Raw genomic sequence first — 15735 nt, 5'->3', positions numbered from 1 at the left:
GTTTCCAGTTTACACTTATTGGCCTTTTTTTATTATTTTTTTGCCGTTCTTCCTAATAATGGTTGCTTTTTTATGACTAAAGAATAGACTTCAACAGTTGCTTATAATATTTATTTAAACAGTTTTAAATGAAAAACATTACAATTAAACTCGCATTATTTATTAATTATTTTGTTTTTGCAGCCCTTTTGAATAGTGTAGGATTGTTGATTCAAAAGTCTCAAAATATGTATGGCGTTTCAGAAGTAGAAGCTAGTGTTTTGGAACCGGCCAAGGATTTAACCATAGCATTTGTTGCCTTTTTGATAGGCTCGTTACTTCCAAAATTGGGCTATAAAAAAGGGATGTTAATCAGTTTGGCTATCGTTTTTGTGGGCTGTTTTGTAATGTTTTTGGGAGATTCGTTTTGGAGTGTCATTGTGTTGTTTGCCTGTACAGGATTTTCGTTTGCGATAATCAAAGTGTCAGTTATGGCTTTAATTGGTGTAGTAACCGATACCGAAAAGCAGCATAAAACATTTATGAGTTACATCGAAAGTGTGTTTATGTTAGGGATTGTGTTTGCGTATGTGATTTTCCCAATGTTTTATAGTGAAACAAATCCAAAAGCTTGGCTCAATGTTTACCTGGTTTTGGCAGGATTGATTGCTGTTGTGTTTGTATTTATTTTAACCTCAAAATTTAATTTACCCAAAGTAGAAAACCCTAAATCTTTTCAGGAAGATTTTAAAGATATGTTGGGTTTGTTGAAAAGACCTTTGATTTTGCTTTTTGCGGTTTTTGCCTTTATGTATGTGATGACGGAACAGGGAATAATGTCTTGGTTGCCTACTTTTAATCAAAAAGTATTGCATCTCAGTGAAAGATTGGCAGGGCAAATGGCTGTGATTTTAATGCTTTCGATTGCTTTTGGAAGATTTGTTTCGGGGATAATTGTCAAGAAAATTCATTGGTATGTTTTTTTAACCATTTGCTTATTAGCGGCAGCTAGTTTAGTTGTCTTTGTTCTTCCAATGGCTTCTGGAATAGAAGTTAGGGAAATTAGTGTGCTAACTGAAGTTCCATTAATAGGATTTGTGTTTCCACTAATTGGCTTGTTTTTAGCGCCCATTTATCCTATTGTGAACTCAACAATTATAAGTGCTACTGAGAAGCATTTTCATGGAGCTGTTGCTGGTTTGTTGACTTTTTTCTCCGCAATTGGAGGAACTTGTGGATCGGTGATTATTGGATATTTATTCCAAAAAATAGGAGGAAGTAAAGCGTTCTATTTTTCGCTGATTCCGCTGGGAGTTCTTGTTGTTGTTTTGTTTTTTATTAACAAATTAAATAAAAAAGATGAAGTTCTTAATTAGTGTCGAACAAGTGTTTGAAGCGCTATTGCTTCAAGAGGATACAGATCATGACAAAAAAATAACGAAAGATGACTTGGGTCCAAAAAGATTTGTTTTGGTAGATGAAAATACCAAACAAGAACAAATTATTGAAGGGACGTATCATTTGTCCAATCTGCTTCAAGAATTGGCTGTGTTAAAAGAAAAGGATGAGATTCTCGGGGAAGTTGATTTGGATTATATTCAAGAGAATCCTGTGGAAAGAATTTCCAGGAAAATCAAAGATGATTATTGGGATGAACTGACCAGAACTATTGATAAAAAAGGTTTGAAGCTAATTATTGAAGATGTAAAAACTTCCAATGAAATGGCAACTATTTATGTTTCTGCAAAAGACTTGCAAGGTGTTACTTATTTTAAAGAATTAGAAAAGGAGTTGAAAAACTTTGAAGTGGTTGTTATGCCATCGAGTATTTCAGAAGATTATGTAGCTACATTGGATCATAAACCAGGGATTTTGGCTTTGGCTTTACAGAAAAAAGTTTACAGTTTGCAAGGAGTTCCTTTTGTAGTGCCTGGAGGAAGATTCAATGAAATGTACGGTTGGGATAGTTACTTTATTGGAGTTGGATTATTGATTGATGGTAAATTAGATAAGGCAATTGCTATAGCTGATAATTTTAAATACCAAATTCTGTATTATGGGAAAATCTTAAATGCCAATCGCAGTTATTATCTCACCAGAACGCAGCCACCTTTGTATTCTTCATTACTCGTTGCTATCGCCAAAGAGGGTAATGTCAGTCAAGAATGGTTGCAAAGTCATCTAGAAACTGTTATTTTAGAGTACAATACAGTTTGGATGGTACAGGGAAATAGATTGACGCCGACAGGCTTGAGTCGATATAAAGCCGATGGTATTGGAATGCCTTTTGAGGTGGAGCCAGGTCATTTTGATGATGTATTAGAGCCGTATGCAATTAAATATAATTTACCAATTAGAGAATTTGAAAAGCAATATCTGGCTCGAACAATTACTGATCCAGAATTGGATTTGTATTTTGTACACGATCGAAGTATGCGAGAAAGTGGTCACGATACGACCAATCGCTTAATTAATACATGTGCCAATTTGAATTCAGTTGATGTCAATAGTTTTCTGTATAAGTATGAAAAAGACATCGAAAGTTTAATCAAAGATTATTTTGACGGTTCATTCACAGTTGAAGATGTAACTTATACCGCAGATGAATGGGCCAAGAAAGCTGAGTTTAGAAAAGAGAAGGTGAATGAATTGTGTTGGAATGAAAGTGCGAGTATGTATTTCGATTACGATTTTGTAAACAAAAAACAATTTCCATTTGAAGCAGCATCAACATTCTTTCCTCTTTGGGCTGGATTATGTGATGAGAATCAAGCTCAAAAATTAGTGGAAAACGCTTTGCCTTTTTTTGTAAAAATGGGAGGAATTACTGGTAGTACTCAAAACAATTGGTTAGAATCGGACTCGAATGCTCCACAAAGACAATGGGATTATCCTTTCGGTTGGGCTCCTCACCAAATGTTGTTATGGGAAGGATTATTGAAATACAATTACAAAGACAAAGCGCAAGAAATGGTCTATCGTTGGCTTTGGTTAATTACAAAAAATGCTGTAGAATACAATGGAACGATTCCCGAAAAGTTTGATTTGGAAACCAGTTCACATAAAGTTTTTGCCGAATATGGGAATGTGGGAACCGAGTTTGATTACATCGCTAAGGAAGGTTTTGGCTGGGTAAATGCATCGTATCAACTTGGATTGCAAATTTTGGATGGAAAATTAATAGACAAATTGAATCAATTAACGTCTCCAGAGGAATTGTTTTAGGAAAGAAAATTTATTGTTTTTTTTTGCTTTTCGTATATGATTTTTTTCTAAATTTAACTTTCTAAAATTTATCTGTTATGACTGTAAATCAAATACTAAGCACAAAAGGAAGAGGGGTTTATTCTATTGTTTCAACCATTACCGTATTCGAAGCGTTGAGAGTAATGGGAGAGAAAAACATAGGAGCTATTCTTGTAATTGAAGATGGAACTTTAAAAGGAATTCTATCAGAAAGAGATTATGCTAGAAAAATTGTTTTAAAAGATAAATCTTCAAAGAAAACACCGGTAAGTGAAATCATGGAGAGTGAAGTGGTGACCGTTAAGGCATCGGATAATTTGGATTTTTGTATGGAATTAATGAGTAAAAGAAGAATCAGACATTTACCAGTGATTGAAAATGATGAGGTAATTGGGCTTGTTTCTATTGGAGATGTCGTAAAGGCCATAATAGAAGTTCAAAAAGAAACTATAAAACATTTGGATTCTTATATTTCACAATAACAGTTAGTTAAAATTATTATTGAGTAGCTACATCATGTGTAGCTATTTTTTTTAGTTATAAATTATCTTAAAATTTAATAAAAGAAAGAGATAAAAGCTTCGGTTTTAAAGGAAGTCCGTTACCTTTGTGGATTAGAAAAAAAATAAAAAATGGATAAGAACAGTAAAAGAAGAGAAGCGTTATTGTACCACGCTAAACCAACTCCAGGTAAAATCCAAGTAGTCCCTACAAAAAAATATGCAACACAAAGAGATTTGTCTTTGGCTTATTCTCCAGGAGTTGCAGAACCATGTTTGGAAATAGCAAAAGATGTCAATAATGTCTATAAATATACCGCTAAAGGAAATTTAGTGGCTGTTATCACAAATGGAACTGCCGTTTTGGGACTTGGTAACATTGGACCAGAAGCTTCAAAACCAGTAATGGAGGGTAAAGGTCTTTTGTTTAAAATATTTTCTGACATTGATGTGTTTGATATCGAAATTGGGACTGAAAATGTTGAAGAATTTATCCAGACAGTAAAGAATATTGCGCCGACTTTTGGTGGAATCAATCTTGAAGATATAAAAGCGCCAGAATCTTTTGAAATCGAGCGTAGACTTGTTGAAGAACTGAATATTCCGGTAATGCACGATGATCAGCACGGAACAGCAATTATATCTTCTGCAGCCTTGATTAATGCATTAGAATTGGCTGATAAAAAAGCAGAAGATGTAAAAATGGTTGTGTCTGGAGCGGGATCAGCAGCTATTGCTTGTGCCGATTTGTATGTTTTATTAGGAGTGAAAAGAGAGAATATTTTAATGTTCAATAGTAAAGGTCTTTTGACCAAAGACAATCCTGCTTTGTCTGAATTGCAATTAAAATATGCCGTAGAAGGTGCTTCTCTTACTCTTGAAGAGGCATTGACAGGAGCCGATATTTTCTTGGGATTATCAACTGCAAATGTGATGACTCCTGAAATGTTATTGGCAATGGCAGATAATCCTATTGTTTTCGCAATGGCAAATCCAGATCCTGAAATTGCATACAATCTAGCTATTTCAACACGTAAAGATGTTATTATGGCCACAGGACGTTCTGATCATCCTAATCAGGTAAATAACGTACTTGGATTTCCATATATTTTTAGAGGAGCACTTGATGTTCGCGCCACCAAGATCAATGAGGCTATGAAAATGGCTGCTGTAAAAGCACTTGCTGCACTTGCAAAAGAGAATGTTCCAGAACAAGTAAATATTGCTTATGGAGCTACTAAATTAGGTTTTGGTAGAGAATATATCATTCCTAAGCCTTTTGACCCAAGGTTGATTGCTGTGGTAGCACCTGCTGTTGCTAAAGCTGCAATGGAATCTGGTGTGGCATTGAATCCAATAACTGACTGGGTAAAGTATGAGGAAGAGCTTTTGAATCGTTTGGGGAATGACAATAAAATGATTCGAATGATTACCAATAGAGCCAAAACAGATCCTAAGAGAATTGTTTTTGCGGAAGCGGAACAACTCGATGTTTTAAAAGCTGCTCAAATTGTTTATGAAGAAGGCATTGGATTTCCAATTTTATTAGGGAATAAAGAAATCATATTGGAACTAAAAGAAGAACTTGGTTTTGATGCTGATGTTCAAATTGTAGATCCAAAACTTGACGAAGAGCAAGAAAGAAGAAAAAGATACGCTACAGAATTATGGGAATCTAGAAAAAGAAATGGAGTTTCGCTTTTTGATGCTGAAAAGTTCATGAGAGAGAGAAATTATTTCGCTGCTATGATGGTGAATACAGGTGAAGCTGATGCTTTAGTTTCTGGACATTCTAGAAGTTATCCTTCGGTTGTGAAACCGATGTTACAAATAATTGGTAAAGCGCCGAATGTTTCGTTGGTTGCTACCACAAATATTATGATGACCAATCGTGGTCCAATGTTTTTGTCTGATACTGCTATAAATGTAGATCCAACTGCTGAGGAATTGGCTAAAATTGCAGTGATGACAGCCAATACTGCAAAAATGTTTGGAGTTGAGCCTGTGATTGCGATGGTGTCGTATTCAAATTTTGGTTCATCTGTGAATAAAAGTGCATCAAAAGTGAGAGAAGCTGTAGCTTATTTACATGAAAATCATCCTGAAATTATTGTTGATGGCGAAGTTCAAGCTGATTTTGCTTTGAATCCAGACATGTTGTCTGCTAAATTTCCTTTTTCAAAACTAGCAGGAAAAAAAGTAAATACCTTGGTTTTTCCAAACTTGGAATCTGCAAATATTACTTATAAACTCTTGAAAGAGTTGGATAAAGTAGGTTCAATTGGACCAATTATGATGGGAATGAAACATCCAGTTCACGTTTTTCAATTGGGTGCCAGTGTAGAGGAAATGGTAAATATGGCTGCAATTGCAGTAATTGATGCACAAGAAAAAAGTATGAGGTTAAAGGGTAAATAAAATTAAAATACCCAAAGATTAAAATTTGAGATTTTAAGATTGAAAACGTAACTTGTTGGTTTATACTTAAAAGTGTACTCTTAAACGAAATACATTTCCTTTTAATCTCAAATTTTTATTATATTTGAATAGATTATTTATTTTATGATAGCACATTTACAAGGAAAATTAGTAGAAAAATCACCCACGGATGTTGTGATAGACTGTAGTGGAGTTGGTTATCATGTAAATATATCTTTGCACACTTATTCATTACTTCCCAGTACCGATTTTATAAAACTTTATACCTATCTTCAAATAAAGGAAGATGCCCATACTTTGTTCGGTTTTGTGGAAAAATCTGAAAGAGAAATTTTTAAAATGTTGCTATCTGTATCCGGAATAGGAGCCAGTATAGCACGAACTATGCTTTCTTCTTTGGAACCCAAACAAATTATTAATGCCATTGCATCGGGAGATGTGATTACCATTCAAAAAATAAAAGGGATTGGTAGTAAAACAGCACAAAGGGTAATTCTTGATTTAAAAGAAAAAGTGTTAAAATTGTATGATTTAGATGAAGTTTCAATGTCATTGAGCAATACTAATAAAGATGAGGCGTTATCTGCTCTGGAAGTACTTGGTTTTGTTCGGAAAACATCAGAAAAAGTAATTGAAAAAATAGTTAAAGAAGATCCAGAGGCTACTGTGGAGACTATAATTAAAAGAGCTTTAAAAAATTTATAAAAGGACATTTGAAGCCTAATCGATATGCATAAAATTTACATTTTTTTGCTGGTATTTTTTTGTGGTTTTGTATCACAGGCTCAAGTGCAAGGTGTTGCTCAGGATACCATAAAGAAAGGATATGATGTTGGTGAGCTTCAGATGGCAAATCCTCAAAGCATTTTGTCTGCCTATACGTATGATCCAGTTACGGATACTTATGTTTATACCAATTCTATAGACGATTTCAATATCAATTATCCTATCGTTTTAACTCCTGCAGAGTATGAAAAATTGATGCTAAAAGAATCTATGAATGATTATTTTAGTAAAAAGTTAGATGCTATTGATGGAAATAAAGAAGGAAGCGATGCTGCTAAAAAGGATTTATTACCTCGATATTATATAAAATCAGGACTTTTTGAATCTATTTTTGGAAGTAATACCATTGACGTAAAGCCAACAGGATCTATTGAGATTGATTTGGGAGTATTGTATACCAAACAAGACAATCCAGCATTTTCTCCTCGAAATAGAACTAATACCTCATTCGATTTTAATCAAAGGATAAGTATGAGCTTGCTCGGAAAAGTGGGTACAAGGCTTCAAGTTAATGCCAATTTTGACACTCAATCTACCTTTGCCTTTCAAAATTTATTAAAATTAGAATATACCCCTGCGGACGATGATATTGTTCGAAAAATTGAAGTCGGTAACGTTAGTATGCCGTTAAATAGTACTTTGATCCAAGGAGCTCAAAGTTTATTTGGTGTAAAAACGGAATTACAATTTGGGAAAACAACTGTAACAGGAGTTTTTTCAGAACAAAAATCTCAAGCCAAAAGTGTAATTGCCCAAGGTGGAGGGACGATTCAAGAATTTGAAATGTATGGTTTGGATTATGATAATGATCGCCACTTCTTCTTGTCTCAATACTTTAGAGACAAATATGACGCTTCATTAAAAAATTACCCTTTTATTGATTCAAGGGTTCAAATAACAAGACTGGAAGTTTGGATTACCAACAAACAAAACCGAGTAAACACAACTAGTAATAATTTAAGAAATATTATTGCCCTTCAGGATTTAGGTGAAGCACAATTAACTGGAGTGCCAGATAATAAAGTAGTAGTACTGAATCCTTCTACAGGAATGTTTGTTAAGCCAATTGATTCTCCTTCGGATAACACTAATAACCTTTACGACCCCGCATTAATTAAGACCAATTCGGGCTATTTAAATAATGATATTCGTGAAATTGTAACTGCAAATTCTGGATTTTCGCCTTCAATTACTGTTAGTGAAGGTCAGGATTATTCGAAATTGGAAAATGCCCGAAAGTTATTGTCTAATGAATATACTTTTAATACTCAGTTGGGGTATATATCCTTGCAACAACGATTAGGTAATGATGAGATTTTGGCGGTTGCTTATGAGTATTCTATTGGAGACAAAGTGTATCAAGTGGGTGAGTTTGGGAATGATGGTGTTGAGGCTACCGTTGTTGGAGGAAGTCAGCCATCGGATCAAACGATTATTTCTCAGACTTTAATTCTGAAAATGTTAAAAAGTAGTTTGACTAATGTGACGAATCCAGTTTGGAATCTGATGATGAAAAATATTTATCAAATACAAGGTGCCTATCAGTTGCAACAAGAAGATTTTAGGTTAAATATTTTGTATAAAAATCCATCAGCTTTAAATTACATAACTCCTGTTGATGGAAGCCCATTTCCAGCGAATCCAACTCCTGAAAATACGATCGAAAATACTACTTTGTTAAAAGTACTTAATGTAGATAAATTGAATTATAACAATGATCCTCAAGCGGGAGGTGATGGTTTTTTTGATTTTATTCCAGGTTTAACGGTTGATACTCAAAACGGTCGATTGATATTTACAAGCAAAGAGCCTTTTGGGGAATTGTTGTTTAATAAGTTAAAAGATCAAGGGTCTACACAAGATTACAATGATGTAAGCACTTATAATGCAAATCAAAAAAAATATGTAAATCCATATATGTATAGAAGCACCCAAGCTGGGGCTATTCAAAATCCAGAAGTAAATAAGTTTCTTTTGCGTGGAAAGTTTAAATCTGTGGGTGGAGAAGGGATTCCTATTGGAGCCTTCAATGTTCCTATAGGATCAGTCAAAGTAACTGCTGCTGGTAGAGTGTTAGTTGAGGGTATTGATTATAGTGTCAATTATCAATTGGGAAGGGTTCAAATCTTGGATCCCTCATTGCAGGCATCGAATACTCCAATTGAAATTTCATTAGAAAACAATTCTGTTTTTGGGCAACAAACCAGAAGGTTTTTTGGAGTAAATGTTGATCATTTAATTTCGGAAAATTTTATGGTTGGAGCTACTTTTCTAAACATGAAAGAAAAGCCATTTACACAAAAATCAAGTTACGGTCAAGAATCAGTAAATAATAGTATTTTTGGGTTTCATGGGAATTATTCTTCAGAAGTGCCTTTTTTGACACGCTTGGTTAATAAATTACCAAACATTGATACTGATGTTCCTTCCAATATTTCGGTAAGTGGTGAGATTGCTTATTTGATGCCAAATGCATCTGATGGAGATAAATTTCAAGGTGAATCTACTATTTATGTTGATGATTTTGAAAGCTCTCAGTCCTCTATCGATTTGCGTTCTCCTTATGCTTGGACAATGTCATCTACCCCAGAGAATAATACCTCTAGTCTTTATAATTTTAATGGAAATTTAGATGGCTTGGATTATGGTTTCAAAAGAGCCAAATTAGCGTGGTATTCTATAGATCCTGTTTTTTATACTTCAAAACCATCAGGAATAACAAATGATGATTTGTCTTTGAATACTACAAGAAGGGTTTATAGTGAAGAGTTATATCCCTTGACTGATATTGTTCAAGGGCAATCACTTGTGGTTAGTACGCTGGACATGAGTTATTATCCAAAAGAGCGAGGTCCTTATAATAATTCAGCAACTGCTGGAGATACTCCTTCTGAAAATTTTGGAGGAATTGTGAGGTCGTTAAGTTCTACCAATTTTGAACAAAGTAACGTAGAGTATATTCAATTTTGGGTTATGGATCCTTATGTGGGTGCGGGAAGTGTCCCAAAATCAAACATAGGAAAAGTTTATTTCAATCTTGGAGAAGTTTCTGAGGATGTTTTGAAAGATGGACGTAAAGTGTATGAGAATGGTTTTGGTCCCGATCAGGTTTTGGTGAATCCGTCTCCGGCTTGGGGAAATGCACCAGCCTCGCAATCATTAATTTATGCTTTTGACAATAATGAGGGTAATCGTACCAATCAAGATATTGGATTAGATGGACTATCTTCTGGAGAAGAAGCAAGGGTGTATTCCAATCATGCTTCCGAACCCGATCCGGCTGGCGATGATTATCTTTATTATTTAAATACTTCTGGTGGTGTTTTAGATCGTTATAGAAATTACAATGGAGTCGATGGAAATTCAAATGTAAATATCAATTCGGCTAACAGAGGTTCTTCAACAGTGCCAGATGTGGAAGATGTAAATAGGGACAATACAATGAATACTATCAATGCTTATTATGAATACAGCATTGATATGAGGCCAGATATGCAAGTTGGACAAAATTACATTGCTGATGTAAGAAATACGACGGTTACTTTACCAAATGGAGGTTCAACAGAAGCCAGATGGATTCAATTTAAAATTCCAGTTTCCCAACCCGAAAATACCATTGGGAAAATTTCGGATTTTAGATCTATCCGATTCATGAGAATGTTTATGACTGAATTTACGGATCAAGTTACTTTGCGTTTTGGAGCATTGGACTTGATAAGAGGAGAATGGAGACGTTATACCCAAGCAATAGATTTTAATGATTTGAATGTAGATGATGATGGGACTGTTTTTGAAACAGCTTCAGTAAATATTGAAGAGAATTCCAATAGATGTCCTATAAATTATGTCAGCCCGCCAAGTGTAGTAAGAGAACAATTATATAATAACAATACGGTTATCAATCAAGATGAGCAATCCTTATCGATGAGGATTTCTGGTGCAGGGCTTGAGCCTTTGGATGGACGTGGAGCTTTCAAGAATTTCAATATTGACATGCGTCAATATAATAAACTTAAAATGTTTTTGCATGCTGAATCCTTGCCAGATCAACCGGCTTTGGAAGATAATCAAATGGTTGCTTTCTTGCGTTTTGGAGCGGATTATTCGGATGATTTTTATCAAGTAGAAATTCCTTTGAAAGTTACAGTAGCATCTGCTTCTGGAGGGAAAGATTGCCCACCATTGAGTGCTGACTTAGTATGGCCATCAGATAACGAAATTGATTTGTCCTTGGAATTATTAACGCAATTAAAGTTAAAGGCTTTAAAAATAGATAAATCGACTTTGCCTGCTGATGGGATTTATTATATGGATGATGATCCAAATGAAACTAATGGTGATGGTAATAGTAAGCTGCGTTTAGGTATTAAAGGAAATCCCAATTTGGGCTTGATTCGAAATATAATGCTTGGTTTAAAAAGCAATGAACTTCATCAAGATATAAAAGGAGAAGTGTGGTTTAACGAACTTCGTTTGGCCGATATGGATAATAAAGGCGGTATGGCTGCTTTGTTAAACATAGATACTAATTTTGCTGATCTGGCAACGGTTTCATTAACTGGTAATATTAAAAATTTTGGTTTTGGTACCATCGAGCAAGGACCTAATGAAAGAAGTAGAGAGGATATTCAACAGTATAATGTTGTAACCAATATTAATTTAGGTAAGTTTTTACCAAAAAAATGGGGCGTTAACGTTCCTTTTAATTACTCTATAGGAGAAGAAATTATTAAACCGGAATACGACCCTTTTTATGAAGATATAAAACTGAAACAAGTTTTGGATGATGCAGATACTGAGGATGAAAGAAAAAGTAAACTAAATCAGGCAATTGATTACACGAAGCGTAAAAGTATCAATTTGATCGGTGTTCGAAAAGAAAGAAGTGCAGAAAAGAAACCGATGCCATATGATGCTGAAAACTTTACTTTTTCACAATATTATAATGAAGTTGAACGACACGATTTCGAAATCGAAAAAAATGTAGATCAGCAATCTAGGACTACTGTTGATTATGCTTTTGCTTTTCAGCCGAAACCAATTGAACCTTTCCAAAAAACTAAATTCATGTCGAAAAGTAGTTATTGGAAGTTTTTAAAGGATTTTAATTTTAATTATTTGCCTTCAAGCGTTACTTTTAATACGAATGTGGTTAGACAAAGTAATGAACAGCAATTTAGACAAGTTGAAGATATAGGTATTGGTTTTGAACCATTATACAGAAGAAACTTTGGATTTAATTATCAATATGGCTTTAATTTTAATTTGACAAAATCATTAAAAATAAATTATACAGCGGCTTCTAGAAACTTAGTGAAAAATTATTTGGATGCCGATGATCAGCCTATGAATGATGTAACTATTTGGGATGGCTATTTCGATACGGGAACAGCAAATTTTCATATGCAACAGTTTGTTTTAAATTATGAAATTCCTTTTGATAAGATTCCTTTTTTAAGTTTTATAAAGGCTAATTACTCATATACGGGGGACTATAGTTGGCAACAATCTTCCGAAGCATTGAGTAATATCCAGATTGGAGGCGTCTATTATAATTTAGGAAGTACGGTTCAAAATGCTAGATCAACTAATTTTAATTCGACATTCAATATGGAGACCTTGTATAAATATATAGGGATTTCCAAAAGTTCAGCTAGTAAGTCTAAGCCCGTTGGAGTGCCTAAACCTGGAGAAAAAATCGCAAAAACAGACCCATTAAAAAAGATTAATCAAAATCAATTTATAGATGGATTGAAAGGTATATTGACGAGTGTGAAAAGCATCAATCTTAGTTTTACAGAGAACGAAGGAACAGTTTTGCCAGGGTATATTCCTAGTGTAGGATTCTTTGGATCTTCAAAACCTACTTTGGGGTTTGTTTTTGGTAGTCAAAGTGATGTGCGATATGAGGCTGCCAAAAATGGTTGGTTGACCACATATCAGGAATTCAATCAAAACTATACTACTGTTAATAATCAAGTGTTTAAAGGGTCAGCCAATTTGGAGTTGACGCCAGATTTAAAGATTGATTTATTGGGAGATCGTTCTTATTCAGAAAATTTCTCAGAGCAGTATGACGTGGGGGCTGATGGAAGTTACAATCCACGATCCCCTTATAGTTTTGGTATTTTCTCAATTTCGACAGTTTTGATTGGAACTTCTTTTTCTACCAGTAATGAAGTTCGATCTACGGCTTTTGATGAGTTTAGAAAGAACAGACTTGTTGTTGCTAATAGGCTAGCGAGTGAAAGAGGCATAGATTTAAATAACCCTGCTAATATTGATTCAAAAGGATATCCAATTGGGTATTCGAGTTCCAACCAAGCTGTTTTATTGCCTGCATTTTTAGCAGCTTATTCTGGCACGAGCGCCAATAATGTTTCATTTGATATTTTTAAAAGTTTTCCATTGCCTAATTGGGCTATCAAATATACAGGATTGATGCGATACGGGTTTTTCAAGAAAACATTTAAACGTTTTTCTTTACAGCAAAACTATAGAGCATCTTATACCGTAAATTCTTTTAGATCTAATTTTAATTATACAGAGAATCCTAACGGAGTTGACGATAGCGGAAATTTTTATAATCCTACGATCATGTCAAATGTTACTTTGGTGGAACAGTTTAATCCGTTATTGAGGGTTGATTTTGAATTGAAAAACTCTTTCAAAATATTAACACAAATCAATAAGGATAGAGCTTTGGCTATGAGTTTTGATAATAATTTATTAACCGAAGTTCAAGGAGTTGAATATGTAGTAGGTTTAGGATATCGTATAAAAGATGTTACTTTCTCATCAAGATTGGCTGATAATCCGATGGGGATTATAAAAAGTGATATTAATATTAAAGTTGATTTGACTTATAGAGACAATCAAACAATTGTTCGTTATTTAGATTATGATAACAATCAGTTGGGTGGTGGTCAAAATATTTGGACTTTGAATACTACTGCGGATTATGCTTTGAGTAAAAATTTAACCATAATTTTTTATTACAATCACTCTTTTTCTAAACCAGTTATTTCAACTTCGTTTCCATTGACGAATATCAGTTCAGGATTTACTTTCCGTTATAGTTTTGGAAATTAATTTTTGAAATTCTAAAGCATAATTGTGCATAAGATTGTTACATTTGCACAAAAAATTAGTATTAATTATCAATTATCATTTTATGAGCATACCAGCAAATTTAAAGTACACAAAAGATCACGAATGGGTTAGTCTTGAAGGAGATGTTGCTACAGTGGGAATCACTCATTTTGCACAAAAGGAATTAGGAGATATTGTATATGTTGAAGTTGAAACATTAGATCAAACTTTAGATAGAGATGAAGTTTTTGGAACTGTTGAAGCTGTAAAGACTGTGTCTGATTTGTTTCTTCCTTTGTCTGGAGAAATTATCGCATTCAATGATGCTTTAGAAAGTAATCCAGAAAGTGTAAATGCAGATCCTTATGGAGCTGGATGGATGATTAAAGTGAAAATTTCAAGTCCATCAGAAGTTGAAGAATTACTTTCAAGTGAAGCGTATAAAGAGCTTATAGGTGCCTAAATATTTTTTGTTTTTGGTTGCTTTGCTGTGGACGGGGATTGTTAGTTATTTTTGTTTAGTCAATTCGAATGAAATTCCGGTCATAAATATTCCAAATTTAGACAAGTGTATTCATACTTTTTTTCATTTAGTATTTACTTTTCTTTGGTTTTTGTTTTTTAGTAAACATTTGCAAAGCGATTCGATATTCAAGTCTTTAATATATTCGGTTGTGTTTTCATTTGTTTTTGGAATAGTAATAGAGATATTACAAAACTTAATTACTGCAACTAGAAGTGCTGATGTTTTCGATGTTGTAGCGAATACAGTTGGATCGATGTTAGCTATTTTTGTTGTTGTGATTTGTAATAAAATCAATATTTTAAATTCAATATTAAAAAAATAATACCCACTTCGGTGGGTTTTTTTATTTTGTATGATATACAATTAAGGTCATATCATCCGAATATTGTAATTTTACGGCGTTTAACTCCTTAAATTCTAAAGATGAATATTAAACATTATCTGGATTCAACCTATTTAAAAACCGATACTCAAGCTGGTTTGAGCGAAACTGAAAATATAGTTGTTGCTCAGGGTTTTATTCAAGAAGCAATTGATGAAGGTTTTAAATTGATAATGATTCGTCCTAATAGAGTTTCATTGGCAAAAAAAATGATTGTTGAAGCACAATCAAAAGTATTGATTGGAACCGTGATTGATTTTCCTGAAGGAAAATCTTCTTTGGACAAAAAATTAGAAGAGGCTGTTGAGTGTATTCAAAATGGAGCAGATGATTTAGATTTTGTTTGCAATTATGAAGCTTTCAAAGCTGGTGATATTGATTTGGTGAAAGAAGAGATTCTTAAAGGTACTCAACTAGGATTGAAGCACAATAAAACAGTAAAATGGATTATTGAAGTAGCCGCTTTAAATGAATTACAAATTACACAGTTGTCAGCATTGATTAAAAATGTGGTGATTTCTAATTTTAAAGAAGAGTCGTTTAGTTCTGTTTTTGTGAAATCATCAACGGGTTTTTATAAAACAGAAAATAATTTGCCTAATGGGGCGACTGTTCCTTCCATTAAAATAATGCTTGAAAATGCATCGCCACTTCCTGTAAAAGCGGCAGGTGGTGTAAGAACATATGATGAAGCTGTGCAAATGGTAGAGCTTGGAGTAAAACGTATTGGAACTTCGGGCGCCAAAGCGATTGCAAATGGAGAAGAGTCTTCTTCTCAGTATTGA

At 33.9% G+C, this 15735-nt stretch carries 9 protein-coding genes; all 9 read left to right on the top strand.

Annotation, left to right across the window (positions count from 1 at the left end):
- Positions 1 to 128 precede the first annotated feature (128 nt).
- The 9 genes from J2W95_RS04170 to deoC all read left to right on the top strand — a co-directional run bounded on the left by J2W95_RS04170 (position 129) and on the right by deoC (position 15735).
- Positions 129 to 1355, top strand: a complete 1227-nt coding sequence (locus tag J2W95_RS04170; RefSeq protein ID WP_310004232.1) for an MFS transporter — start codon at positions 129 to 131, stop codon at positions 1353 to 1355.
- Positions 1339 to 3204 (top strand): trehalase family glycosidase, encoded by a 1866-nt coding sequence (locus J2W95_RS04165; RefSeq protein ID WP_310004231.1) that lies wholly within the window; start codon positions 1339 to 1341, stop codon positions 3202 to 3204. The genes J2W95_RS04170 and J2W95_RS04165 overlap by 17 nt, the downstream gene beginning before the upstream one ends.
- Positions 3205 to 3281: 77 nt before the next feature.
- Positions 3282 to 3707: a CBS domain-containing protein gene (locus J2W95_RS04160; RefSeq protein WP_310004230.1), complete on the top strand. Its 426-nt coding sequence runs from the start codon at positions 3282 to 3284 to the stop codon at positions 3705 to 3707.
- Between the two features lie 150 nt (positions 3708 to 3857).
- Positions 3858 to 6143 (top strand): NADP-dependent malic enzyme, encoded by a 2286-nt coding sequence (locus J2W95_RS04155; protein WP_310004229.1) that lies wholly within the window; start codon positions 3858 to 3860, stop codon positions 6141 to 6143.
- A 144-nt stretch (positions 6144 to 6287) separates the two neighbouring features.
- Entirely contained in the window at positions 6288 to 6869 is a 582-nt protein-coding gene (gene ruvA, locus J2W95_RS04150; protein WP_310004228.1) for a Holliday junction branch migration protein RuvA, read from the top strand.
- A 24-nt stretch (positions 6870 to 6893) separates the two neighbouring features.
- Positions 6894 to 14042 carry a T9SS outer membrane translocon Sov/SprA gene (gene sov, locus J2W95_RS04145; RefSeq protein ID WP_310004227.1) on the top strand — a complete coding sequence of 2383 codons (7149 nt, stop codon included), beginning with the start codon at positions 6894 to 6896 and terminating at the stop codon, positions 14040 to 14042.
- An 82-nt stretch (positions 14043 to 14124) separates the two neighbouring features.
- Positions 14125 to 14505, top strand: coding sequence for a glycine cleavage system protein GcvH (gcvH, locus tag J2W95_RS04140; RefSeq protein ID WP_310004226.1), 381 nt, complete (start codon positions 14125 to 14127; stop codon positions 14503 to 14505).
- Positions 14498 to 14890 (top strand): VanZ family protein, encoded by a 393-nt coding sequence (locus tag J2W95_RS04135; protein ID WP_310004225.1) that lies wholly within the window; start codon positions 14498 to 14500, stop codon positions 14888 to 14890. Before gcvH ends, J2W95_RS04135 begins: the two co-directional genes overlap by 8 nt.
- Positions 14891 to 14991: 101 nt before the next feature.
- Complete coding sequence (deoC, locus tag J2W95_RS04130; protein ID WP_310004224.1) at positions 14992 to 15735, top strand: deoxyribose-phosphate aldolase; 744 nt, start codon at positions 14992 to 14994, stop codon at positions 15733 to 15735.

This window comes from Flavobacterium granuli (genome assembly GCF_031456055.1).
GTDB lineage: Bacteria > Bacteroidota > Bacteroidia > Flavobacteriales > Flavobacteriaceae > Flavobacterium > Flavobacterium granuli_A.
Note: the sequence above shows the minus strand (reverse complement) of the source record. Positions and strands in the feature narration are given on the sequence as shown.

Coding starts and splice junctions, on each gene's coding strand:
- J2W95_RS04165 (WP_310004231.1), top strand. CDS start 1,339: ATGAAGTTCTTAATTAGTGTCGAACAAGTGTTTGAAGCGCTATTGCTT.
- gcvH (WP_310004226.1), top strand. CDS start 14,125: ATGAGCATACCAGCAAATTTAAAGTACACAAAAGATCACGAATGGGTT.
- J2W95_RS04170 (WP_310004232.1), top strand. CDS start 129: ATGAAAAACATTACAATTAAACTCGCATTATTTATTAATTATTTTGTT.
- J2W95_RS04160 (WP_310004230.1), top strand. CDS start 3,282: ATGACTGTAAATCAAATACTAAGCACAAAAGGAAGAGGGGTTTATTCT.
- deoC (WP_310004224.1), top strand. CDS start 14,992: ATGAATATTAAACATTATCTGGATTCAACCTATTTAAAAACCGATACT.
- sov (WP_310004227.1), top strand. CDS start 6,894: ATGCATAAAATTTACATTTTTTTGCTGGTATTTTTTTGTGGTTTTGTA.
- J2W95_RS04155 (WP_310004229.1), top strand. CDS start 3,858: ATGGATAAGAACAGTAAAAGAAGAGAAGCGTTATTGTACCACGCTAAA.
- ruvA (WP_310004228.1), top strand. CDS start 6,288: ATGATAGCACATTTACAAGGAAAATTAGTAGAAAAATCACCCACGGAT.